Raw genomic sequence first — 23,320 nt, 5'->3', positions numbered from 1 at the left:
CGGACAGCCGGGAAAGCCCCGGGGGGACGTCCCCCCGGGGCTTTCCCGTACCGCCGCGTCCGGATCAACCGATCCGGGCCAGTCCGCGCGCGCCGCGCCGCCCCGCCCCGCGCGACACGGCCAGCGGATCCCAGCCCGCCGCACGCTCCGGCAGCAGGTCCGGGTCGCCCAGCCGGGCGCCCCGGTGGACCTCGGCCATCAGCCCCCGGCCCAGCAGCTGCCCCGCCAGCGCCATCCCGCCGACCGCGGAACCGGTGATCCCGGTCCCGTGCCGGGTGTTGGTACCGACCATGTGCAGCCCCTCGATGGTGGTGCGGGTGTCGGGCCGGCTGCCCGTACCGCCCCATTCGGCCAGCCCGTAGGGCGTGCCGCCGGTCGCGAGCGTGTACCGCTCGTGGGTGATCGGCGTCGCCGTCTCCAGATGCACGATGTGGTCGCGGAACGGGCCCAGCGCCTCCTCGGCGGCGCTCAGCATCGACTCGGTCAGCTCGGCCTTGCGCTCCTGGTAGGCCCCGTTGCGCCGGTAGCGCTCGCCGGCGGCCGGACCCTGGTTCACCCCCCAGTAGTCGTAGCCGGGCGGACTCAGCGTCATCACCTGGAAGTTGCTGTGTCCGGGCGGGCAGACCGCCGGGGTGCCCGGGTCCTTCAGCGAGGCGAAGGAGGCGAACAGGAACGGCACCGGGCTGATGCTCTCCTTGGCCACCTGCTCGTAGTACTGCTCGATGTCGTCGTCCCGGTACCACCAGAGATTGGCGTTGGGCCGGGCCGGCAGCTCCCGGTCCAGGGCGATGTACAGCGTGGCCAGCGGCAGCGCCATCTTCGCCTGCCGGGTCCGCGACACCACCCGGCGGCCGAAGTGCTCCTCGCCCACCAGATCGAGCACGGTCCGGGTGTAGTCCGCGTTGGAGACGACCAGCGGGGCGGAGTGGACGTCGCCGTCCGTCATCCCGACGCCGGTGACCCGGCCGCCCTCGACGAGGATCCGCTCCACCCGGCTGCGGGTGCGCAGCTCCCCGCCGTGCGCCTCCAGCGACTCCACCAGCGCCGCCGCCAGCACCTGGCCGCCGCCCTCGGGGTAGTACGCGCCCCGCAGATAGTGGTCGGTGACGGCCGCGTGGGTGGAGACCGCGGCCTGCCGGGGCCCCATCCCGTAGTTGGGCGACTGCGCGGCCAGCACCGTACGCGCCCGGGGCGTCAGCCCGCAGTGGTCGAACAGCTCGGACAGGGTGCGGCGGCCCCATTCGGCCGTGACCGGGGTCCGCGCCAGCAGATCCGCCAGCGACACCTCCCCGTCCGACAGCATCATCGAACGGGTCTCCGCCGCCACCGCCGAACAGATCCGGGTGAACCGCTCGATGCCCGCCCGCTGCGCCGGGAGCGCCTGCGTCAGTCGCCGGGTGTACGCGTCCCAGCCCACCGGCACGTCCATCGTGAGGCCCGGCAGCTCGATCCGGTCGAAGCCGTCCCGGTCCATCTCCCGGTACGTCACCCGCCCGTCGAGCCCCAGCCCGGAGAAGATCGCCGGCAGCACCCCGCCGGGCCCGCAGTCGCCCAGGTAGTGGACGCCCACGTCGAACTCGTAGGCCCGGCGGCGGCGGAAGACATGGCTGTTGCCGCCCGCCACGTCGTGCTGCTCCAGCACGAGGACGCGGCGCCCGCTCGCGGCCAGGTACGCCGCACACACCAGGCCGCCCATGCCGCTCCCGACGACGATGGCGTCCCACTCATCCCGCTGCACCATGAAGCTTCAACCGTCCTGTTCTCGTAGGGCCTGTCTGGACAGGCCCTGGGCGGGGCCCCGGTCCCGTGGTTCGTGAACGGGGGTTCAGATCCGTTCGCGGACGACGAGCGCCCCGGCGTTGCCGTCGTGGCCGACCGAGGTGATCAGCCCGAGCCGGGGGCTCCCGCCGCCCGGGACGCTCTGCCAGCGGGCGAGCAGGGCGGCGAGCTGGAGCGCCCCGCCCGCGCTGTAGGTCTCGCCCAGGACCTCGGTGACCCGCACCGGGTCCGGCAGCCGGCCCAGCACCCGGCGCACCGCGCGCTCCTCCAGCCGGTCCAGCCCGATGTGGTCGCCGGCGCCCAGGGAGACATCGGTCACCTCCTCGGCGGTCACCCCGGAACGCTCCAGGGCCCGTTCGACGGCCAGGACCAGCCCGGCGGAGAGCCCCCGCCGCGGTCCGGGCCGCCCGCGCACCCCGGTCCAGCCGTGGAAACCGACCTCGCAGGCCAGCAGTTCGGCCAGCACGGGCTCGTCCGGACGCTCCCGGTCCCGGACGACGAAGACGGCACTGCCCTCGCCGACCGGGGCGGACTCGCGCAGGGTGCCCGCGTGGTGCCAGGCCCAGGCGGCCGGGGCGCTCAGCTCCTCCGCGCCGCCGACGAGCAACTGCTCGGCCCGCCCCGCCGTCATCGCCAGCCGGGCGTGCCGGAAGGCGTAGAGACTGGCGCTGCGGCCCCCGGCCACGGTGGCGTTGAGCCCCTTCAGCCCGTGCCGGATGGCCATCTGCCCGGCGCTGCAGTTCATGACGCTCCCGGCGAACTTGCCCGGGTTGATCAGATAGGGCTTCTCCTGCGTCAGGGTGTCGTACAGCAGGTCCGAATAGCCCGCGATGGACCCGGTGTTGGTGGCGAGGACGACCCCGCTGCGGGCCGGGTCGGTCCCGGAGGCGGGTCCGGCCGCCTCCAGGGCCTGCTTGCAGGCGACCAGGCCGAGACCGGCCAGCCGGTCCAGGATCTTGGTGCCCTTGCGCCCGAGGTGGTCGGCGACGCGGAAGCCGTCGACCGGGCGGACCGGGCGCGGCGGATAGTCCGTGTCCGGTCCGGCGGCGCCGGGCGCCGGGGCCCCGCCCGGCGCCGCCAGCGGCGCCAGTCCGTAGCCCGCGCTGGAGACCACCCCGGCGCCGACGACCGGCAGGGGCTGCACGGGGGCGGCCGTGGTCACAGGTACCTCCCGAGGATGGTGATGACGTTGTTGCCGCCGAAGGCGAAACCGTGGTTCTGGACGATCTCCACCCGGGCCGGACGGCCCTGCCCCGGCACGCAGTCCACGCCGGGCCCCAGCTCCGGGTCGGTCTCGACCAGGTTCGCGGTGGGCGGCAGGAAGTCCTCCGTCAGCGCGGTGCAGCAGGCGATGGCGCCGAAGCCGCTGGCCGCGCCCATGGTGTGGCCGAGCATCGACTTGATGGAGCTGATCGGCGGCGGGCGCTCCCCGAAGACCTGGCGCACGGCCCGGACCTCGGTGGCGTCGTTGGTGGGGGTGCCGGTGCCGTGGGCGCAGATGTAGTCGATCTGCTCCGGGACGACGCCGGCGTTGCGGTGGGCGGTCCTGATGCACTCCGCGATGCTGGTGGCGTCGGGGTGCACCATGTGGGAGGCGTCGCAGTTGGCGGCGTAGCCCAGCACCTCGGCGTAGATGCGGGCGCCCCGGGCGAGCGCGTGGTCGAGGGGCTCCAGGAGCAGCGCCGCGCCGCCCTCGCCGGTGACGATCCCGGACCGGTTGGCGTCGAAGGGCCGCGGCAGGTCCTCGGCCATGGCGCCGAGCCGGTAGAACCCGGCGTGGGTCAGCCGGTTCACCGAGTCGGCGCCGCCGGCCAGCATGAAGTCGGCCTCGCCGAAGCGCACCATGTCGTAGGCGTAGCCCAGCGCGTAGTTGCTGGCCGAGCAGGCGGTGGGGATGGTCTGGGCGTCGCCGGTGAGGCCGAGTTCGGCGTTGACCGCGCCGGCGATCTGCCCGGCGGGCAGCTGGCCGACCAGACGGGGTTCCAGGCCCTTGAGGCCCTGGGTGACCCACTGGCCGCCCAGGCTCTGGGCGACCGCGGCCTCGCCGCTGGTGGTGCCCATGATGGAGCCGGACCGGCCGGCGCTCAGCAGCTCGGGGTCGAGGGCGGAGTCCTCGACGGCCAGCCGGGAGGCGGCGGCGGCCAGCAGGGCGCTGCGGCCCCAGCGGTCCGGGTCGAGGTGGCGGAGGAGGGCGGAGGGGTCGAAGTCCTCGACCTCGGCGGCCTTGCGGCCGGGGAACGGGGTGGCGTCGAAGCTGCGGACCGGCCCGATGCCGACCCGGCCCGCCCGGAGGGAATCGGCGAAGTCCCGCACACCGATTCCCACCGGGCTGACCGCTCCGAGTCCCGTGATGACGACTCGGCGCAGGGTCGGCTCAGGCATTCCGCGCGCATCCCTCGACGGCGAGGAGCAGCGCCCGGAGCGTGGTCAGGGACTCCAGCTCCTCCTTGGGGAGGACGAAGCCCAGCTCCTTCTCTATGCGGGAGACGACGGTTATCAGCGTGAGCGAGTCGCTGTCGTAGTCCTCGATGAACAGACCGTCGTCGGTCAGCTCACCCTCCTCCAGCTCCAGCTCCTCGTTGACGATGTCGATGACGTGGGTGCGCAGTTCGGCGTCCAGTTCCACGGTCTGCACGGTCATGACGGGTCCCTTCGTAACGCGAAATAAGTGACGGACTGACGGACTGACGGACTGACGGATTGAACGGACGGGCCGGCCGGACGGTCAGGCGGCGGCCGGGACCGGCGGCTTGAGGGAGACGGCACCGATCTGGCTCAGCAGGAGCAGGTCCTGGCGGAAGCCCCAGTGCTCGACGACCTTGCCGTCCTCGATCCGGTAGATGTGGGTCTGCTCGACGTCCACCTCGCGGCCCGAGGCGGGGAAGCCCAGGAAGTCACCGGTGTGCTTCCCGGTGAAGCGCAGCCGCAGCACCGCGCGGTCGCCCTCGGAGAAGCTGTCCAGGTGCGACCAGGTCGCACCCTCGAACGCGCTGTGCACCCAGCGGGCGGTGCCGAGGTAGCCGTACGGGCCGTTCGGCACGCCCGGCTGGGCCTCGTGGTCGACGAAGCCGTCGGCGACGTACGCGAGGGCCGCCTCCTCGCTCAGGTCGTTGAAGATCAGGCCCATGTTGATGGAGAGGTCGAGTGCTTCGGTGCTCATGGCGTACTCCTTCGGTGAGGGTGGGGGGGATCGGAGGGTGGAGCTGTGGGGGACCGGGCCCGGGACGGGCCCGGCACATCTGCGGGGGCGGCGGTCCGGGCTCAGTGCCCGGCGCCCAGACCGCCCGTGACCGGGATGACCCCGGCGGTCACGTACGAGGCGTCCTCGCCGGCCAGGAAGCGCACGGCGGCGGCCACCTCCTCGGGGGTGCCGGTGCGGGCCAGCGCGGTCCTGGCCAGCGCCGCCCGGCGGCGCGCGTCGGTGACGTGCTCGACCATGTCCGTCTCGATCATTCCGGGCGCCACCACGTTGACCGTGACGTTCCGCCGGCCCAGCTCGATCGCCAGCGACCGGGCGAAACCGATCAGCGCCGCCTTCGCGGAGGCGTAGTTGGTCTGCCCCGGCGCACCGGACATGCTGTTGATCGACGACATGTAGATCAGCCGGCCCCAGCGGGCCTTGATCATCGCCGGGACCACCGCGCGGGTGATCGCGACGGCCGCCTCGAAGTTGGTCTCCATCACGGACCGGAAGTCGTCCTCCGGCATCCCGATCAGCAACTGGTCACGGGTGATGCCCGCGTTGGAGACCAGGATCTCGACCGGCCCCTGCTGGATCGTCACCTCCTCGACCGCCGCCCGGATCTGCTCGCCGTCGGTGACGTCGCACCGCACCGCGAAGAAACCGGGCGGCGGCTCGCCGTTGCGATAGGTGATGGCGACCTTGTGGCCCTCGGCCGCCAGGGCCCGCGCGGTGGCGAGGCCGATGCCCCGGTTGCCACCGGTGACGAGTACGGAGCGACTCATGGGTGCTTCCTCCTCAGGGGACGCGCCGCGCCCCGGGGACAGGACCGGACGACGGTCGGAATGGTGGTCGGGAACCTCACGCCAGGTCCTCCCACAGGGCGGTGAGCTGGGCGCCCGCGCTCTCGGCGTCCGTGAACAGGACCGCCTGCCAGCCGGCCGCCTCGGCGCCCGCGCAGTTCTCCGGCAGGTCGTCCACGAGCACACAGCGGTCCGCGGGAAGACCCGAACGCCGCTCCGCGAGCGCGAACATGCCGGGGGAGGGCTTGCGGTGGCCGACCTCGAAGGAGAGCAGCACGTCGTCCCAGAGCGCCTCGGGCTCGATCATCCGCCGCCAGTACGGGTCCCAGGCGGGCACCATGTTCGACAGCATCCCGACGAACGCGCCGCGGTCGCGCGCCTTGCGGAGCTGGGCCACCCAGGCGTGATTGGTCTCCCGCCCGTCGAACCAGGCGTCCGCCATCGTGGTCAGCCGCAGGGTCACCCCGTGCTCGGCCTCCAGCACGTCACCGATCTCCTGGAGCCACTCCTCCTCCGTCACCAGGGGCGTGTCGATCGGCAGCATGATGTCGCTGGTGCCGTACCGGGCGGTGACCGTGGCCAGCGCCCGGCCCAGCACCCTCTGGTCGAGCCCCATCGAGGCGCAGAACGTCTTCATCGTGTGGGCCAGCGGCGGGGTCAGCACCCCGCCGAAGTCCGACCAGACGGCCATGGGCGGTGCGGTGGTGTTCTCGGACATACCGGCTCCTCACGCTCCTTCGACGGACGGGACGCGGGCGGGGGCGGCGGGCACCCGGGTGACATCGGCGACCGTGACCGTCAGATCCGCGATCTCCTCCGCGCCCTGCCGGAAGCGGACCCGGATCGCGTACCGCCCCTCCCGCTCCGGCGCCCGCGCCGCGGTCGCCGTCAGGGGCACGTCCAGCTCCGCGAAGCGCTGGAAGCCGCCCTCGTAACCGACCGCGCACAGATCGGCCGACGTGGACGCCGCCCGCTCCGTCCCGGCCGTCAGCAGCGCCAGCTGCCGGGCCGCCTCCACCAGCGTCATCGCCGGGAGGTGGTCGTAGGCGTGGTCGAACAGCGCCGGATTGTCGAAGCGCGGCACGACCGGCGCCACGACCTCCTCCGCCGAGAACTCCGGTATGCCCAGCACCACGTTGAGCGGGTTGTCCCGCCCCACCAGCTCCGGCGCCACCCGCCGTACCGCCCGGGTGTCCTCGGTGAAGTCGGTGCTCAGCGGCGCCGGCGTGCCCCGCTGGGCATGGCGCAGGATCTCGTTCTCGTCCCCCTTGAGGAACAGCACGTCCATCGAGTGATCGGCGACGTGCACCTCCCCCAGGAAGATGCGCTGCTCCAGCCGGCCCTTGCGGTACCGCCCGCTGTGCCGCGCGGTCTTTCCGAAGAAGTCGGTGTCGACCCGGGGCGCGCCCGGCTCGGCGCCGATCCGCAGCGCCGCCAGGTCGCGCACCTCGAACCGGAAGGCGTGCACGATCGCGAGCGTCCCGGGCGGCACCCCCGCGTTCGTGTGCGAACCGGCGATCGCCGCCTGCCGCCCCGCCTCCAGCAGCAGCAGCGAATCGTGCGGCTTCGGCCGGGTGCGGTGGTCGCTGTAGTAGAGGTGGGTCAGCGGCAGATGGATCCCGGCGGTCACCGCCATCGGACGTACGGTCCTGACGTCCGTGACGAAGACCTCGGATATCGCGGACCGGTGCGCGAGCGAGCGCTCGATCGTGCGCCCGTACTCGACGGCGGGGACCGCGGTCGTCGCGGACTCCTCCAGCACCTGAGTGGTCATCGGAAACCTCCAAACCTGTTCTCGGGACGGGCAGTAGGGGCGGAACGGGGCGGTACGGGGCGGTACGGAAGGAGCTGTACGGAAGGGGCGGCGCGTCAGTGGGCCGCGACCGACACCTGCTCCCGGCTCTCGGCGTCCGCCAGATCACCGGCCCGCTCCGCACTGCGCCGGATGAACAGCCCGCTCAGCGCGCCGAGCATCACCACGGCCACCCCGATCCACAGCGCGGCCTCCAGACCGTCCGTGAACGCCGAGGCCGGATCGCCCGAGGTGTTCGAGGCCACCTGACGGCTGAACACCGTGGTCAGCGCCGCCACTCCGAGCGCACCGCCGAACTCGCGACTGGTGTTGTTGGCACCCGACGCCTTGTTCTGCTCGTTCTCCGGCACCGCCGAGATCACCGTGGCCGGGTTGCCGGCGAAGACCAGCCCCATGCCGATCCCGGCCAGCGCCAGCGCCGGCACCATCGCGCCGTACCCCACGTCCGGAGTGACGACCAGGGCGATCCAGCCCAGCCCGATCCCCTGGAGCGCACAGCCCGCGGCCTGCAGCACCCCGCCGCCGATCCGGTCCACGAACTGGCTCGCCACCGGCACCACGAACATCGGCGCCAGCGTCCACGGAATGGTCCGCAGCCCCGCCTCGAACGGCGAGTAGCCCATCGGGCCCTGAAGGAACTGCGTGAGGAAGAAGATCGAGCCGAAGACCCCGAAGTACATCGTGATCGACACGACGTTGCTCAGCACGAACGCCCGCGCCCGGTACATGTGCGTCGGGATCAGCGGAGTGCTGCTCGACCGCTCGGAGACGATGAACGCCACCGCCAGGACCACCGTCAGCGACAGCCCGATCAGCGTGTTCGGACGGCCCCAGCCGTGGTCCGCAGCCGAGACGATGCCCCAGACCGCCGAGACCACCGAACCGGTCACCAGCACCATGCTCGGAATGTTCAGACTGCGCTCACGGCCCCGGCTCTCCGACACCGCCCAGAGCGCCAGCGGCAGCGCGATCACACCGACCGGCACGTTGATCCAGAAGATCCAACTCCAGTCGATCTTCTCGGTCACCAGACCACCGGCCAGCGGACCCGCCGCGATGCCGAGGCCGTTGACGCCGCCCCACACACCGACCGCGAGATTGCGCTGCGCCCGCGAGACCGCGCCCACCGCCAGGGTGAGCGACACCGGAAGGATCGCCGCCGCGCCCGCGCCCTGGGCCACCCGGGCGATCACCAGCGTCACGACCGAACCGGCCATGGCACACGCCACCGACGAGGCCGTGAACAGCGCCACACCGCCGAGGAACACCCGGCGCCGGCCGAACCGGTCACCGAGCGCCGCACCGGCCAGCAACAGCCCGGCGAACGCCAGCACATAACCGTTCATCACCCACTGGAGCTCGGACTGCCGGACCTCGAAGTCCTTGCCGATCTCGGCGAGCGCGTTGGTGACGACGAGATTGTCGAGCGACACCATGAACATGGGCAGAGAAGTGGCCACCAGACCCCAGAGCGGGCCGCGACCTCGGGTTTCCGTCATCGGATCGTCCCCTTGCTGATGGAGGAGCTGCCGCTGGAGGAGCTGCTGCTCGTGGAGGGAAGGCGCGCGGGGGCGCAGGGCAGGCGACGCAGAACGATCCGGTCGGAGACCTGCCCGACCAGGACCGTGCCCACCTCACCGCTGAGCACGTAGTCGCCGTACGGAGTCACGGCCACCGTCGTCGGACCGGCGGCGGGCCAGTCGTCCACCCGCGAACGGACCCGGGCGCTGCGCCAGCCGTCCTTCGAGTCCACGACCGTGACGGCGTCGACACCGCCCGGCGCACCGACGTTGGAGCCGATGTCGTTCGTCACGACGACCAGCGAACCGTCCGGACGCAGGGCCAGCCCGTCCGTGCCCACCAGGGGCTCCGGCAGCCGGACCTCGGCCACCCGGTGGCCCGGCCGGGCGTTCGGCGAGATCTTGTACATCGCGCCGTTGTCGTAGCGCAGCGCCAGCAGATAGCCGTCCGGGTGCCAGGTGATCCCGTTCAGCCCGACGATGTCCGCGGCGAACCGCGGGTCGGAGACGACCGGGGTGACCCGGCCCCGCAGATCGATCCGGTTGAGCGTCTGCGACACGGAGTCCGTGACGTAGATGTTGCCCTTCGGGTCGAAGGTCAGGTCGTTGGCGAACGTACGGGGCAGCCCGCGCGCCACGTCGATGCGGCGCTGGAGCTTCCCGCTGTCCAGGGCGTAGACGGCCACGCCCGAGGTCGGCGGCTGGTCCCCGACCTCCAGACGCTGACGGATCCAGAAGTCGCTGTACGCGACCAGGATGCGGTTGCGGGCGACGTCCACCCGGACACCGAGCGTCGAGACCATGCCGAGGCTCGGCGCCAGCTCGGTCACGGTGCCGTCCAGCCGGATCACCGAGAGGGTGCCCTTGAGGGCGGAGCCGACCAGGAAGGCACGGCGCGTGGGGTCCCAGGCGACGCCCTCCGGATAGACATCGGTCGCCCGGGTGTCGATCACGGCAGGACCGGCGTGACGGCCGGCGACCGCGGCCGCCGTGGAGGGGGCGGCGGCCAGCGCGGGAGCCGGCAGGGCTATCGGCGCGATCGCCGTGAGAACGGCCGCGGAGGCGAGCACGGCTCGTAGCGGAAGGGCGCGGGACACGGTGTTCCTCTCATTGACGGGGCCGGCGGAATTCACCGCGCGAAGTGGACGGGGGGAAATGCGCGCACGGATCTTTCGGAAGCCGACGACGGAAGGACGGCGAAAAGCACGACGGACCGGAAAACGAAAGGGTGACGCGAATGTGCGGCGGCAGAGAATGCCTGGTCGGGGGGCGGTTCCTGGGTAGGGAAACCGGCCTTCGCGCTGTCGTGCCGTGCCGTGGTTCGTATTCATTTGCGGTACGTCAACGAATCTAGGCGGGCCGCGCGACGATATGTAGAGGACCTAGGACGTATCGGCCGTGCCCCTTAAGACACATCGCCCCGGACAGCACCGAGGGCCGTCACCCGGTCCTGCGGGTGACGGCCCTCGTCGGAAGCGCGCGGTTCAGCGGATCACGCGATGTGCTCCGCGTCCAGCTCCTGGTGGTAGCGGTTCTTGAACCCGTGCATCAGCTGCCGCAGCAGCGCCAGGCTGCGCGGGTGACGCACATTGTGGGCGTCCGACAGATGTATGTCGAGTACCTCGATGCTCGGATACGTGTTGTTCTCCCGCACGAACGTCGCGAACACCTCGTACGCCAGCTCACTGAACTCGGCGTCCTCCTGCGCCCACTTCTCGGCCCATTCCTCGGCCGCCTCCGCGACCGGCACCGGCTCCTCCTGGACGGCCGGCACCGCGGCACCCTGCTCCTGCGTGGAGACGGGCACCTGCGCGGCCAGCGGCTCCTGCACCGCGATGTGCTCCCGCGCGACGACGGGCCCCGGCACCTGCTCCTGGACCGGCACCTGCGTCTGCCCCTGGACGGGCCCCTGCTGGACGGGCACCTGCATCTGGCCCTGCTGGACGGGCACCTGCCCCTGGACCGGCCCCTGCTGGACAGGCATCTGCCCCTGGACCGCGCCGATCGTGCCGACGTCCCCCAGCGGACGCATCCGCCCGCCCGGACCCGAGGGAACCATCACCGGGGAGGGTTCGAGCCCCTCGATGTACGTCGGGTCGTACGCGCCCGCGTACGCGTCCATCTGCGCCTGCGTCGCGAACCACGGATTCTCGGCGGAATCGGCGTCGGGACCGGCGGGCTGCTGCTGGAGCCCCTGCTGGGGCCCCTGCCCCGCGTACTGCTGCTGGTACTGCCGGGACTCCGGCCCGGCGTCCTGCTCCTGCCGCGGCGCGGCGGCGAGTTCGGGCTGCGCGGGGGCCGGGGCGGGGGTCTCCACGGCGGCCGGGACCGGCGACGGGGGCAGGAGCACCGGCTCCACCCCGGCGGCCGCCAGCCCGGCCGGACCCGTGTCGGCCAGCGGCACACCGTACTTGGCCAGCCGCAGCGGCATCAGCGACTCCACCGGCGCCCTGCGGCGCCAGTTGCGCCCGAACCGGGCCTGCAACCGGGCCTGGTAGATCAGCCGGTCCTGTTCGAGCTTGATGACCTGCTCGTAACTGCGCAGCTCCCACAGCTTCATGCGCCGCCACAGCCGGAACGTGGGCACCGGCGACAGCAGCCAGCGGGTCAGCCGCACGCCCTCCATGTGCTTGTCGGCCGTGATGTCCGCGATCCGGCCGACCGCGTGCCGGGCCGCCTCGACGGCCACGACGAACAGCACCGGGATCACCGCGTGCATGCCGACGCCCAGCGGATCGGGCCAGGCCGCCGCGCCGTTGAACGCGATGGTCGCCGCCGTCAGCAGCCAGGCCGTCTGCCGCAGCAGCGGGAACGGGATGCGCAGCCACGTCAGCAGCAGGTCCAGCGCGAGCAGCACACAGATGCCGGCGTCGATGCCGATCGGGAAGAAGTACGAGAAGGTGCCGAAGCCCTTGTCGATGGCGAGTTCGCGCACGGCCGCGTACGACCCCGCGAAGCCGATCCCCGCGATGAGCACCGCACCGGCGATGACGAGCCCGATGAGTATCCGGTGCGTGCGTGTCAACTGCATCGCGGCCACCCGCGATCCCCTCCCCATATACGTTTCCGGCGGGCACAGCCTGGCACATGCCGGGCCGGGCCGTCGCGCGGGGAGGGGCGAAGCCCGGCCCCGCGAGGGAACCGGGCTTCGCGCGTCCGGGCACGGACCCGGCCGCCGGCGGCCGGGCCGGCGCGTACCGGGAGGTCAGCCGGTCTTCGCGGAGGCGGAGGGCTTCGGCGAACCGCTCGGCGCGGTCGTGGCGCCCTCGTTGGCGTCGGCGACCGAGGCGACGGCCTCCTTCGCCGCCTTCTCGGCGCCCTTCAGGATGTCGGCGCCCGACGGCGTCTTCGCGCCGGCGTACCCCGCGCCGTTGTAGTTGACGGTGACGACGACGTTCCCCGTACGGGCGATGACCGTCGCGTACTTGAAGTCCTCACCCGTCTTGCTGAGGTCGTACGTGATCGCGGTCGCCTGCTCGCCGATCCCGGTCACGGGGACGGTGGCGAGCTTCTTGGCGCCCTCGGCCGCCTGGGCCTTGGCGACCTGCTTCTTGTAGTCCTCGGCGGCCCGGTCGGCGCCGCTGCCCAGCGCCTGGTCGGAGGCGGAGCGGGTGAAGCCGACGTCGAGCCAGCGGTACTGGGAGCCCTTGACGCCGTTGTCGTCCAGACCGTTCCAGGAGCAGCCGCCGCGGGCGGCGGCGTCGGAGGACTTGCTCCGGGTACCGCTCTTGGTCTTCACGGACGGCACGAGGGAGGTGACCGTCTTGGCGGAGACGGAGTCGCACGGCTCGGGCAGCTCGGCGAACCTGGCCGGCGCGACGGCCGGCTCCGTCTTCGACGGCTTCGGCGCGGCGGACGAGGCGTCGTCCTTCTTCCCGCCGTCGGAGTCCGACGAACAGCCGGCGACGACGAGCATCACCGGAACGGCGGCGCAGGCGAGTATGCGGGCGAGTCGCGGAGCTGATCGGTGCATGGTTCCTTCACTCGGGTGGCGCGGCGGTCGGGCTGCCAGACGATCGGGGACGGTGTTCCGGAGGGCCACGGTACGACGGACGGGCGCCGGACGCCGCCTCGGTGCCCGGCCGCGCGGACCGGGCCCGGGGCCGCCGGAGCGGCCCGGGAACGGCGTCATTCGCTGAAGCGGTCGACCAGTTTCTGGCCCAGTGCCTGGGCCTTGTCCTGGAGTTCCTTGCTGTCCGGGACCTCCGTGGGGAGGGCGGGCTGCACGGTGTACGCGATGGTCACGATGACGTTCGATGTGCGGAACACCACGCTGACCGTGCGGTGCTGCGCGGTGGAGCCGGCCCGGGTGAGCGCGTCGTCGAGGAACGCGCTGTCCCCGAGCGAGTCGAGCACCCGGGGCCGCAGGTCCTCGGCGGGGGCCCCGGCGCCCCCGTCCGCACCGGCGCTCGGGGTGACCCCCGGACCGGGCGACGCCGCGCCGTCCTTCGCCCCGTCCTTCGCGTCCCCGCCGCCGTCCCCGCTGTCGGCGGAGAGCCCGGACGCGGGCAGATCGGCGGCGGACTCCTTCTTCGCGTACACCTCGCGGGCCCGGTCGTCGTCGCTGACGGCCGGGTCGTACGAGACGACGCGCTCGAAGTCCACGGAGAGGCTGCGGGAGCCCTCCGGGGCGTCGGACTTCCACGCGCAGCCCACCCGTCGGTCGGTGTCGAAGGTCCCGGCGGGCGTCCCCTCGTACACCTTCTCCTGCTGGACCTCGGGCAGCTGGGCGGCGCCCGGCAGGAGGTCCTTCAGGGTGCTGAGCGAGAGGGCGCGGCAGGGCTCGGGGAGCGTGCGGTACTTGCCCGGCGGGGCGGCGGAGGCGGCCAGCGTCCCGGGCTTGCTGTCGGTGGTGGACGCGTCGCCCTCACCGCCGGCACTGCAGCCGGCGACGAGCGCGGCGATCAGCACGGCGCCGGGTACGTACGCCATTCGTCGCACGGTCCTGGGCTCCCTTCGCGCGAAAAACGGTTGCCGCCCGATGGCGGCCGGTGGAGACAATGTGTATCGCACGCGCTGCCGTGGACGCCGGTCGACCGACTCATTTGCCGACCTTGGTGCCGGTTTTGCGCTTTCAGGCTTTTCGGGGGAATCGAGGGATTATGTCGTATGTAGAGGTACCGGGTGCGAAGGTTCCCATCCGGATGTGGACCGATCCGGCGTCCGTCGAGGACGTCGCGATGGCGCAGCTGCGCAACGTCGCCACCCTGCCGTGGATCAAGGGCCTGGCCGTCATGCCCGACGTCCACTTCGGCAAGGGCGCCACGGTCGGCTCCGTCATCGCGATGCACGGCGCGGTCTGCCCGGCGGCCGTCGGCGTCGACATCGGCTGCGGCATGTCCGCAGTCAAGACCTCCCTCACCGCCAACGACCTCCCCGGCGACCTCTCCGGCCTCCGCTCCCGCATCGAACGCGCCATCCCCGTCGGCCGCGGCATGCACGAGGACCCGGTCGACCCGTCCCGCCTCCCCGACCTCGCGGCGGTCCGCTGGGACGACTTCTGGGCGCGGTTCGACGGGGTCGCCGAAGCGGTCAAGTTCCGTCAGGAACGGGCCACGAAGCAGATGGGAACGCTCGGATCCGGGAATCACTTCATCGAGTTCTGTCTCGATGAGTCAGGTTCGGTCTGGCTCATGCTGCACTCCGGCTCCCGGAACATCGGCAAGGAACTGGCCGACTTCCACATCGGGCAGGCCCAGAAGCTGGAACACAACCAGGGGCTGGTCGACCGTGACCTCGCCGTTTTCCTCGCGGACACCGCGCCCATGCGGGACTACCGCAACGATCTCTTCTGGGCGCAGGAGTACGCGAAGCTCAACCGCGCGATCATGATGGCGCTCTTCCAGGACGTGGTCCGCAAGGAGTTCAAGAAGGCCAAGGTCACCTTCGAACCGGTCATCTCCTGTCACCACAACTACGTCTCGGAGGAGCGGTACGACGGCATGGACCTGCTCGTCACCCGCAAGGGCGCCATCCGCGCCGGCTCCGGCGACTTCGGCATCATCCCCGGCTCGATGGGCACCGGCTCCTACATCGTCAAGGGCCTCGGCAACGAGAAGGCGTTCAACTCCGCCTCCCACGGCGCCGGCCGCCGGATGAGCCGCAACGCGGCGAAGAAGCGCTTCTCGACCAAGGACCTGGAGGAGCAGACCCGGGGCGTGGAGTGCCGCAAGGACTCCGGCGTCGTGGACGAGATCCCGGGCGCCTACAAGCCGATCGAGAAGGTCATCGACCAGCAGCGCGACCTGGTCGAGGTCGTCGCGAAGCTGAAGCAGGTCATCTGCGTGAAGGGCTGAGTGCACGGGGGCCGGGTGCGCCCGGCCCCCGCCGTCCTACGCCGTCCGGTGCACCTTCGAGTTGGAGGCCTGGGCGCGGGGGCGGACGACCAGGAGGTCGATGTTGACGTGGCTGGGGCGGGTGACGGCCCAGGTGATGGTGTCGGCGATGTCGTCGGCGGTGAGGGGGGCGTCGACGCCGGCGTAGACCTTGGCGGCCTTCTCGGTGTCGCCGCGGAAGCGGGTGGTGGCGAACTCCTCGGTCCTGACCATGCCGGGGGCGATCTCGATGACGCGGACCGGGGTGCCGACGATCTCCAGGCGCAGGGTCTCGGCGAGGACGTGCTCGCCGTGCTTGGCGGCCACGTAGCCGCCGCCGCCCTCGTAGGTGCCGTGGCCGGCGGTCGAGGAGAGGATGACCACCGTGCCGTCGCCGCTCGCCGTGAGGGCGGGCAGGAGGGCCTGGGTGACGTTGAGGGTGCCGATCACGTTGGTCTCGTACATCCGCCGCCAGTCGTCCGGGTCGCCGGTGGCGACCGGGTCCGCGCCGAGCGCGCCGCCGGCGTTGTTGACGAGGACGGCGAGGGAGCGGAACGCGGTGGCGAACTCGTCGACGGCCGCGCGGTCGGTGACGTCCAGCTGGTACGCGGTCGCCTGGTGGCCGGCCGCGGTGATCTCGGCGGCCAGCGCCTCGATGCGGTCCTTGCGGCGGGCGGTCAGCACGACACGGTGGCCGGCGGCCGCGAGCTGCCGGGCGGTCGCGGCGCCGATGCCGCTGCTCGCACCGGTGACGACGGCGATGGGGGTTGCGGCCATGGCGGGGGCTCCTCGGACAGCGGATCGGTACGGGGCCCAGGATAGGCAGCGGCGGTTCAGCGGTGGCGCGGGGCGTACATGATCACGGCCATCCCGGCCAGGCAGACCAGCGCCCCGGTCACGTCCCAGCGGTCGGGCCGGTAGCCGTCGGCGACCATGCCCCAGGCGATCGAACCGGCGACGAAGACCCCGCCGTACGCGGCCAGGACCCGCCCGAACTCGCCGTCCGGCTGGAGCATGGCGACGAAGCCGTAGGCGGCCAGGGCGAGGACGCCCCCGCCGATCCATGCCCAGCCCCGGTGGTCCCGGACGCCCTGCCAGACCAGCCAGGCACCCCCGATCTCGAAGAGGGCGGCGAGGACGAAGAGCGCGAGGGAGCGGGCCACGGACATGGCAGCAGGGTGTCATGCGGGGCGCCCCACCCGCGTACCGCCCGGGGACAATTCCCTGCGCCGTACACTCTCTGCATGCCGCAGAAGTCATCGTCCCGCCGCAGCGCCCTGCTGGCCGAGCTGGCCGTCACCTCGCGCCGCTACATGGCGTCGTACGCCCTGTTCAACCAGGCGGTGGCCGACCGTCTGGGGCTCCACCCCACCGACCTCCAGTGCCTCAACCTGCTCGGTCTGGAGGAGGGGCCGGTCACCACGGGCCGCGTCGCGGAGCTGACCGGGCTCACCACCGGATCGGCCACCCGGCTGGTCGACCGGCTGGAGAGGGCCGGATTCGTGACCCGGACCCGGGACACGGCGGACCGGCGGCGGGTGCTGGTGGCCACCGTGCCCGAGCGGATGGCGGAGGTCGGCGCCGTCTGGCAGCGGCTCTCGGGCCGCTGGGACACCCTCTTCGAGCCGTACGACGACGACGAGATCGCGCTGCTCATCGGCCATATGCGCCGGACCGTGGAGCTGAGCGCCGCCCAGATCGCCCTGCTGCGGGAGGGGACAGGCTAGGCCGCGTCGCCGAACTCCCGTACCGCCTCCGCGACGATCGCCTCCAGCCGGGCGTGGTGGGCGCCGCGCCAGTAGACCCGGCCGCAGTCGGCGCACTGGGCGAAGACGTCGTACGAGCGCTGCGTGCCGGCCTCCAGGCGGTCCCCGACGGAGTCCTTGTCGGCGGCCGTGAGCGCGCCGTTGCACGCGGTGCAGCGGGTCCAGGGGGCGAGCGGCGGGGCGAACCGGCCGAGGACGTCGCGCAGTTGCTCCTCGGGCCGGTCGCTGTAGACGTACGCGCCGGCCCAGATCTCCCGCCGGTGCAGCAGCCCCCGGTCGCGGGAGAGCAGCACCCGCCGCTCCCGTGCGGAGAGTGCGGCGAGGGCCGGGTCGCCGATGTCCTCGCTCTCGTACGCGGTGTCGACGCCGAGCAGCCGCAGCCGCCGGGCGAGGGTGCCGAGGTGGACGTCGAGCAGGAAGCGCAGGGGTGCGCCGGGGACCTGCTGGGGGCGTGGGACGGCCCGCACCTCGATGTGTTCGCCGGCCGCCGGGATGTGGGAGGCGGGGACGGGGCGTCCGTCGGCGAGGAGTTCGCCGGCCTCGGTGAGCGGGACGCCGAGGGACTCGACGACGTGGCCGAGGGTGGACACGCCGTCGGTGGTGACGGAGGTGCGCCCGGCGCGCCGCCCGTGCGCGACGAAGAGCCGCAGCTCGGGGGCGACTTCGAAGGTGATCTCGGGTCCGTTCACCCGGTCAGGATGCCATCGGGACGCGGGGCCGGGCCACGGGATTCCGGCGGGTCCGGGCGCGTCCCCGGGGCTCGGGGGCTCAGGGGCGGAACGCGTCGGCGTGGTCGGCGGCCCAGTCGGCGAACGTGCGGGCGAGGCGGCCGGTCAGTTCCTGGACGGTGCCGGTGACGTCGTCGGGCCGTCCGTCGGTGGTGGCGAGGTGGTCGAGCAGGGCCACGGCGATGTCCGCGGGGATGAAGGAGGCCACGGAGTCCAGCCAGGTCTCGCGGGTGACGGGGCGTGAGCCGACCGGGTTCCCGCAGACGCGGCCGATGACCTCGACCTGTTCGGCGACGGTCATGGAGGCGGGTCCGGTGAGGTGGTGGGCGCCGCCGCGCAGCCGGGGGTCGGTGAGGACGGCGAGGGCCGAGGCGGCGATGTCGGCCTCGTCGATCGGGCTGATGCCGCTGTCGGGGTAGGGCAGTTCGACGGGGCGGCCGGCGCGGAAGGCGGCGGACCACTGGCGGGCGTTGCCCGCGAACGCGCCGGGGCGCAGCAGGGTCGTGGTGAGGGAGGAGCGGATCAAGGCCTGTTCCACGGTGTGGTGGAGGGCGGCGACGGGGTTCGCGGTGGGGTCGGGGGCGAGTACGGAGCTGGAGGAGAGCAGGACGATGTGCTCCACTCCGGCCCGTTCGGCGGCGGTCACGAACTCGGTGATGTGGGAGGGCTCGGCGTAGAGGAAGACGGAGTCGGCGCCCTCCAGCGCGGGGGCGAAGGTGGCCGGATCGCCGAGGTCGCAGGCGACGGCGGGCACGCCGTCCGGGGGTGCGAGCTCCTGGGGGCGGCGGGAGGCGGCGCGCACGCTGCGGCCCTCGTGGTGCAGGAGCGTGACGAGGGCGGAGCCGATGCGGCCCCGGGAGCCGGTGACGAGCGTGGTCATGGGGGAGGGGTCTCCTCGGATGCGGATGCGGATGCGGATGCGGATGCGGATGCGGATGCGGATGCGGATATGGGTGGGGTGGTGGGGTCGGGCCGCTCGGCGGTCCGACGAGCTTCACTGTGTCACACATAAGCTGCGTCGCGCAGATAATTATCGGCGAGGGCCCGGGGGCCCGCGTCCCGTCGTCCTCAGTGGTCCGCGAGCGCGGTCGGCGGTACCCCGAGCGTGGCGGTGAAGTCCCGCACCAGATGGGCCTGGTCGCTGTAGCCGAGGTCGGCGGCGAGCGCCGCCCAGTCCACCCCGGGCCCGGACCGGGCCCGCTCCAGCGCCTCGTGGATGCGGTAGCGGAGGATGACCCACTTGGGGCCGACGCCCACGTACGCGGCGAACAGCCGTTGCAGGGAGCGCACCGAGACGCCCTCCGCGCGGGCCAGTCCGTCGACGCGGCGCACCGTGCGGTCGGTGCGCACCAGGTCGGCCAGGGCCATCGCCCGGTGGGCCCGTGGGTCGGGTGCGGGGCCGAGCGCCCGCAGATACGCGTCCAGCGCGGCGACCCGGGCGTTCTCGTCACCGGCGTCCAGTACCGCCGACGGCGGGGCGGGCGGGGTGAGGACCCGGGATGCGGGGAGCCGGCGCCCGGTCCACCGCGACACCGGTGCTCCCGGTGCGAAGGGCCGGAAGCCGCCGGGCCGGAACTGCACCCCGCAGACCCGCCCGGTCCCCTCCAGCCGCTGGGTGAAGAGGCCGAGCCCGATCCCCGAGACCTCGGCGGACCCGGCCGTCTCGTCCCCGCAGCCGGCGTACCGGCCGAAGACCAGGTTCACGCTCGGGTGCGGGACGAGCCGGGAGACGTACGGCTCGGGCAGGTCCCAGTCGATCAGCCAGTAGTGCTCCAGGTACGGCCGCAGTTCGGGGGCCGGTGTCCGGCGGCGGAAGCGCACCCGCGCGAACAGTCCGGGGGCGTCGACGATGCCCCGGGTGTCGCGCCGGGGGCCGTGGGGGCCTTGGGGGTCGGACATGGCGGCAGAGCCTAGAGGTCGCCACTGACAGTGCCCCGGCGCGACACCACGGGGCGCCCTGTCACGGCGCTACGGGCGCGCCTTGGCCCGTACCCGGTCGGGCGCGGGGGTGCCGTTGTCGCGGGTCCTCGCCCCCGGTCCGTCGTACAGCCCCTCGAAGGTGCCGTAGGCGTCGTCCACGATCCGTTCGGCGTCCCGGAGCATGGCCTGCTCGGCCAGCCGGGCTGCCTGGTGGGTGTACGGCGACGGGGGTGCCGGGTGGCGCCGCCGCCACCAGGTGTCGGCCAGTGCGTAGAGGCCGCTGGCGAAGACCAGTACGGGAATGGACAGAGCCAGCAGAATGTCGCCCACGGCAGACCTCCCTCGATGTCGGTGCCCCGTGCATCGGCAGGTTCGGCAGGTCAGCTGAAGATCATTCTTCGGCCAATGAATGGCCGGATAGTGGTGGCCAGGAAGCGCTCTTCGTGCAGGTCGGAGCCGGTGGCGCGGGGGCTGGACCGTGTGTTCGGCGAGGGGCTCCGGGGCGGGCCGTGCGTTCGGCGGGAGTGTGTTCGGCCCGGCGCCCGCGCGCGGCCCGGACCGTGGGGTCCGGGGCCTACGGCCACACCAGGCAGTACGCCTGGTGGCCCGCGTCGTGCAGCCGGTGGCTGAAGTCCTGCCACTCGTGGAGCAGCTGGTACACGTTGAAGGCGTCGCGCGGGCCGCCCCGGTCCGGGACCGTGGACCAGATGAAGGCCGCCGCGCCGACGGACTCCTCGCCCACGCCGCGCAGCGGGTCGACCACGGTCATGGGGAGCTTGACCACCGCGTAGTCGGGGTGGAGGACGACCAGCTCCAGCGGCGGGACCTTGTGCAGAGGTATGCCCTGTATGCCGGTGAGGACCATCGCGGCCACCGTCTCCGGCTTGATCTTGGTGAACATGCCGCCCATGCCCAGCTCGTCGCCGCCCAGCTCCTCCGGGCGCATGGAGATGGGCACCCGGGCGGCCGTGGCGCCGTCGGGCGCGCCGAAGTACTTGTAGGTCACCCCCACCCGGCCGCTCCTGCCTGCGGCGCCCGCCAGCCGCGCGTCACCGGACGGCACGTCCTGTTCGCGCTCGGCCTCGCGCCGGTGCCTGCCCCGCCGGGCAGGCTCGGGTCCCAGGCCGTCGGTCCCTTCGCCCACTCCGCCACCGCGATGCATATCTCATCCACCCGACTACTTAACTAGGAGACACAGCCCCCGCCGCGCAACCCGATCATCGTGTCAGTGACCTCCCCCGCGGGCGTGCGGTGAAACACCTGTCCGCAACTCCGTCCGCGGCTCTGACACCATGGCATGTGTGAGCTTTCCCTATGACGCCCCAGTTTCGCAGACGCTTTTCGACCGCGCGTCCCTCGTGACGCCCGGCGGCGTGAACTCTCCCGTCCGTGCCTTCCGCGCCGTGGGCGGTACGCCCCGGTTCATGGTGTCCGGTACCGGTCCGTATCTCACGGACGCGGACGGTCGTGAGTACGTCGACCTCGTGTGCTCGTGGGGGCCGATGATTCTCGGCCATTCCCACCCCGAGGTCATCGCCGCAGTCCAGGAGGCCGTCGCCCGCGGCACCTCGTTCGGTACGCCCGGCGAGGGCGAGGTCGCGCTGGCCGAGGAGATCGTGGCCCGGGTCGAGCCCGTGGAGCAGGTGCGGCTGGTCTCGTCCGGCACCGAGGCGACCATGTCCGCGATCCGCCTGGCCCGCGGTTTCACCGGCCGGGCGAAGGTCGTGAAGTTCGCCGGCTGCTACCACGGCCACGTGGACGCGCTGCTGGCCTCCGCCGGGTCCGGGGTGGCCACCTTCGGGCTGCCCGACACGCCCGGGGTCACCGGCGCGCAGGCGGGCGACACCATCGTGCTGCCGTACAACGACCTGGAGGCCGTCCGGGCCGCCTTCGCCGCGCAGCCCGGCGAGATCGCCTGTGTGATCACCGAGGCGTCCCCGGGCAACATGGGCGTCGTCCCGCCGCTGGACGGGTTCAACGCGGGGCTCAAGGAGATCTGCGCCGCCGACGGCGCGCTGTACATCTCCGACGAGGTCATGACCGGTTTCCGTACCTCGAAGGCCGGCTGGTTCGGCGTCGACGGGGTCCGGCCGGACCTGATGACCTTCGGCAAGGTCATGGGCGGCGGCTTCCCGGCCGCGGCCTTCGGCGGGCGCGCCGACGTGATGGCGCACCTGGCCCCGGCCGGCCCGGTCTACCAGGCGGGCACGCTGTCCGGGAACCCGGTCGCCACCGCCGCCGGGCTGGCCCAGCTGCGGCTGCTGGACGACGCCGCGTACGCGAAGGTCGACGCGGTCTCCGCGGAGATCCGGGGGCTGGTGAGCGAGGCCCTGGCCAAGGAGGGCGTCGCGCACACCGTGCAGGCGGCGAGCAACATGTTCTCCGTCTTCTTCACGGAGGGCCCCGTGCGGAACTACGAGGACGCCAAGCGGCAGGAAGCCTTCCGCTTCACCCCGTTCTTCCACTCGATGCTGGCGCAGGGGGTCTACCTCCCGCCGTCCGCGTTCGAGTCGTGGTTCGTCTCCACCGCCCACGACACCCGGGCCGTCGAGCGGATCGCCGCCGCGCTGCCCGCCGCCGCCCGCGCCGCATCGGAGGCCACCGCATGAGTGAGAAGAGCCGCGCCGACCTCACCGTCGTCCATCTGATGCGCCACGGGGAGGTGCACAACCCGGAGGGCGTGCTCTACGGGCGCCGCCCCGGCTACCACCTCTCGGAGCTGGGCCGGAAGATGGCCGACCGGGTCGCCGAGCACCTGGAGAAGCGCGACATCACCCATGTCGTCGCCTCCCCGCTGGAGCGGGCCCAGGAGACGGCGACGCCGATCGCCACGACGCACGGGCTCGACCTCGCCACCGACGAGCGGCTGATCGAGGCGGCCAACGTCTTCGAGGGCAAGACCTTCGGCGTCGGGGACGGCGCGCTGCGCAAGCCGGACAACTGGAAGCACCTCACCAACCCGTTCCGGCCGTCCTGGGGCGAGCCGTACATCGAGCAGGTCGTGCGGATGATGGGCGCCCTGGACGCGGCCCGCGACGCCGCGCGCGGCCACGAGGCGGTCTGTGTCAGCCACCAGCTGCCGATCTGGATCGTGCGCAGCTTCGTGGAGCGCCGCCGGCTCTGGCACGACCCGCGCAAGCGCCAGTGCACGCTGGCCTCGCTGACCAGCTTCACGTACCAGGGCGACAAGATCGTCTCGGTCGGCTACACCGAGCCGGCCCGGGATCTGGTGCCCGCGCATCTGCTGGCCGGGGCCAAGCCGGTCAAGGGCGCGTCGAAGGGGTTCGGCGCCTGATCCTTGTGCGCGGCGGAGGCCGGAGGCGGATGGCCGGGAGCGGATGTGATCGCTCCCGGCCCGCTTTTTGCCCAGGAGTGAGCCAACCGGACGGAATCTGGTCATCCCGTGTTTCCGTACGTGAGGTTCGGGGCGGTTTCGGCGTAGGTCTGGTGTTCGGTCATCGCCAGGCCCTGGTTCCGTAAAGAATTGTGTGTTAAT

24 protein-coding genes are annotated in these 23,320 nt (G+C 72.4%); 4 read left to right on the top strand and 20 right to left on the bottom strand.

Annotated elements, in window-relative coordinates; all coding sequences use genetic code 11:
- Window positions 1-64 precede the first annotated feature (64 nt).
- The 13 genes from ACFVDM_RS35685 to ACFVDM_RS35625 form a co-directional block, all read right to left on the bottom strand.
- A complete protein-coding gene (locus ACFVDM_RS35685) occupies window positions 65-1,741 on the bottom strand; it encodes a phytoene desaturase family protein (protein WP_383650637.1) in 1,677 nt (558 codons plus the stop codon).
- Between the two features lie 84 nt (window positions 1,742-1,825).
- Entirely contained in the window at window positions 1,826-2,941 is a 1,116-nt protein-coding gene (locus tag ACFVDM_RS35680; protein ID WP_383650635.1) for a beta-ketoacyl synthase N-terminal-like domain-containing protein, read from the bottom strand.
- A complete protein-coding gene (locus ACFVDM_RS35675) occupies window positions 2,938-4,161 on the bottom strand; it encodes a beta-ketoacyl-[acyl-carrier-protein] synthase family protein (RefSeq protein ID WP_383650633.1) in 1,224 nt (407 codons plus the stop codon). The genes ACFVDM_RS35680 and ACFVDM_RS35675 overlap by 4 nt, the downstream gene beginning before the upstream one ends.
- The gene (locus ACFVDM_RS35670) at window positions 4,154-4,420 is read right to left on the bottom strand and encodes a phosphopantetheine-binding protein (protein ID WP_383650630.1); all 267 of its coding nucleotides are present in this window, start codon (window positions 4,418-4,420) and stop codon (window positions 4,154-4,156) included. The genes ACFVDM_RS35675 and ACFVDM_RS35670 overlap by 8 nt, the downstream gene beginning before the upstream one ends.
- An 84-nt stretch (window positions 4,421-4,504) precedes the next feature.
- Window positions 4,505-4,939: an ester cyclase gene (locus tag ACFVDM_RS35665; protein WP_383650625.1), complete on the bottom strand. Its 435-nt coding sequence runs from the start codon at window positions 4,937-4,939 to the stop codon at window positions 4,505-4,507.
- Window positions 4,940-5,040: 101 nt separating this feature from the next.
- On the bottom strand, window positions 5,041-5,745 hold the full coding sequence (gene fabG, locus ACFVDM_RS35660) for a 3-oxoacyl-ACP reductase FabG (RefSeq protein WP_383650622.1): 705 nt from the start codon (window positions 5,743-5,745) through the stop codon (window positions 5,041-5,043).
- A 76-nt stretch (window positions 5,746-5,821) separates the two neighbouring features.
- On the bottom strand, window positions 5,822-6,481 hold the full coding sequence (locus ACFVDM_RS35655) for an HAD-IA family hydrolase (protein WP_383650619.1): 660 nt from the start codon (window positions 6,479-6,481) through the stop codon (window positions 5,822-5,824).
- A gap of 9 nt (window positions 6,482-6,490) precedes the next feature.
- Window positions 6,491-7,537 (bottom strand): AfsA-related hotdog domain-containing protein, encoded by a 1,047-nt coding sequence (locus ACFVDM_RS35650; RefSeq protein WP_383650615.1) that lies wholly within the window; start codon window positions 7,535-7,537, stop codon window positions 6,491-6,493.
- A gap of 95 nt (window positions 7,538-7,632) precedes the next feature.
- Window positions 7,633-9,075 carry an MFS transporter gene (locus ACFVDM_RS35645; protein ID WP_383650613.1) on the bottom strand — a complete coding sequence of 481 codons (1,443 nt, stop codon included), beginning with the start codon at window positions 9,073-9,075 and terminating at the stop codon, window positions 7,633-7,635.
- Window positions 9,072-10,193 (bottom strand): SMP-30/gluconolactonase/LRE family protein, encoded by a 1,122-nt coding sequence (locus ACFVDM_RS35640; RefSeq protein ID WP_383650610.1) that lies wholly within the window; start codon window positions 10,191-10,193, stop codon window positions 9,072-9,074. Before ACFVDM_RS35640 ends, ACFVDM_RS35645 begins: the two co-directional genes overlap by 4 nt.
- A 395-nt stretch (window positions 10,194-10,588) precedes the next feature.
- Window positions 10,589-12,136 carry a DUF2637 domain-containing protein gene (locus tag ACFVDM_RS35635; RefSeq protein WP_383650800.1) on the bottom strand — a complete coding sequence of 516 codons (1,548 nt, stop codon included), beginning with the start codon at window positions 12,134-12,136 and terminating at the stop codon, window positions 10,589-10,591.
- A 165-nt stretch (window positions 12,137-12,301) separates the two neighbouring features.
- Complete coding sequence (locus ACFVDM_RS35630) at window positions 12,302-13,069, bottom strand: DUF3558 domain-containing protein (RefSeq protein ID WP_383650607.1); 768 nt, start codon at window positions 13,067-13,069, stop codon at window positions 12,302-12,304.
- A gap of 155 nt (window positions 13,070-13,224) precedes the next feature.
- Window positions 13,225-14,028: a DUF3558 domain-containing protein gene (locus tag ACFVDM_RS35625; RefSeq protein ID WP_383650603.1), complete on the bottom strand. Its 804-nt coding sequence runs from the start codon at window positions 14,026-14,028 to the stop codon at window positions 13,225-13,227.
- A 170-nt stretch (window positions 14,029-14,198) separates the two neighbouring features.
- On the opposite strand from ACFVDM_RS35625, the gene ACFVDM_RS35620 reads away from it, so the two are divergent.
- Window positions 14,199-15,392, top strand: a complete 1,194-nt coding sequence (locus tag ACFVDM_RS35620) for an RtcB family protein (RefSeq protein WP_383650601.1) — start codon at window positions 14,199-14,201, stop codon at window positions 15,390-15,392.
- Between the two features lie 36 nt (window positions 15,393-15,428).
- Here the strand turns inward: ACFVDM_RS35620 and ACFVDM_RS35615 are convergent, their stop codons facing one another.
- Window positions 15,429-16,187: an SDR family NAD(P)-dependent oxidoreductase gene (locus tag ACFVDM_RS35615; RefSeq protein WP_383650598.1), complete on the bottom strand. Its 759-nt coding sequence runs from the start codon at window positions 16,185-16,187 to the stop codon at window positions 15,429-15,431.
- 56 nt (window positions 16,188-16,243) lie between these two features.
- The gene (locus ACFVDM_RS35610) at window positions 16,244-16,579 is read right to left on the bottom strand and encodes a YnfA family protein (protein ID WP_383650595.1); all 336 of its coding nucleotides are present in this window, start codon (window positions 16,577-16,579) and stop codon (window positions 16,244-16,246) included.
- Window positions 16,580-16,654: 75 nt separating this feature from the next.
- Between ACFVDM_RS35610 and ACFVDM_RS35605 the strand changes: the two genes are divergently transcribed.
- Complete coding sequence (locus ACFVDM_RS35605) at window positions 16,655-17,137, top strand: MarR family winged helix-turn-helix transcriptional regulator (protein WP_383650592.1); 483 nt, start codon at window positions 16,655-16,657, stop codon at window positions 17,135-17,137.
- On the opposite strand, the gene ACFVDM_RS35600 is transcribed toward ACFVDM_RS35605, so the two are convergent.
- The 5 genes from ACFVDM_RS35600 to ACFVDM_RS35580 form a co-directional block, all read right to left on the bottom strand.
- On the bottom strand, window positions 17,134-17,865 hold the full coding sequence (locus ACFVDM_RS35600) for a Mut7-C RNAse domain-containing protein (protein WP_383650590.1): 732 nt from the start codon (window positions 17,863-17,865) through the stop codon (window positions 17,134-17,136). The genes ACFVDM_RS35605 and ACFVDM_RS35600 overlap by 4 nt on opposite strands.
- 79 nt (window positions 17,866-17,944) lie before the next feature.
- Entirely contained in the window at window positions 17,945-18,784 is an 840-nt protein-coding gene (locus ACFVDM_RS35595) for an SDR family oxidoreductase (protein WP_383650588.1), read from the bottom strand.
- A gap of 188 nt (window positions 18,785-18,972) precedes the next feature.
- Window positions 18,973-19,803: a DUF6597 domain-containing transcriptional factor gene (locus ACFVDM_RS35590; protein ID WP_383650586.1), complete on the bottom strand. Its 831-nt coding sequence runs from the start codon at window positions 19,801-19,803 to the stop codon at window positions 18,973-18,975.
- 69 nt (window positions 19,804-19,872) lie between these two features.
- Entirely contained in the window at window positions 19,873-20,154 is a 282-nt protein-coding gene (locus tag ACFVDM_RS35585; protein ID WP_383650584.1) for a hypothetical protein, read from the bottom strand.
- Between the two features lie 244 nt (window positions 20,155-20,398).
- Window positions 20,399-20,986: a hypothetical protein gene (locus ACFVDM_RS35580; protein WP_383650582.1), complete on the bottom strand. Its 588-nt coding sequence runs from the start codon at window positions 20,984-20,986 to the stop codon at window positions 20,399-20,401.
- A gap of 130 nt (window positions 20,987-21,116) precedes the next feature.
- On the opposite strand from ACFVDM_RS35580, the gene hemL reads away from it, so the two are divergent.
- Together hemL and ACFVDM_RS35570 are read left to right on the top strand one after the other, a co-directional pair.
- Window positions 21,117-22,433 carry a glutamate-1-semialdehyde 2,1-aminomutase gene (hemL, locus tag ACFVDM_RS35575; RefSeq protein ID WP_383650579.1) on the top strand — a complete coding sequence of 439 codons (1,317 nt, stop codon included), beginning with the start codon at window positions 21,117-21,119 and terminating at the stop codon, window positions 22,431-22,433.
- Entirely contained in the window at window positions 22,430-23,119 is a 690-nt protein-coding gene (locus ACFVDM_RS35570) for a histidine phosphatase family protein (RefSeq protein ID WP_383650575.1), read from the top strand. The genes hemL and ACFVDM_RS35570 overlap by 4 nt, the downstream gene beginning before the upstream one ends.
- Window positions 23,120-23,320 lie beyond the last annotated feature (201 nt).

Source organism: Streptomyces sp. NPDC057682 (genome assembly GCF_042799575.1).
GTDB lineage: Bacteria > Actinomycetota > Actinomycetes > Streptomycetales > Streptomycetaceae > Streptomyces.
This window is presented reverse-complemented; position numbering and strand designations above follow the sequence as displayed.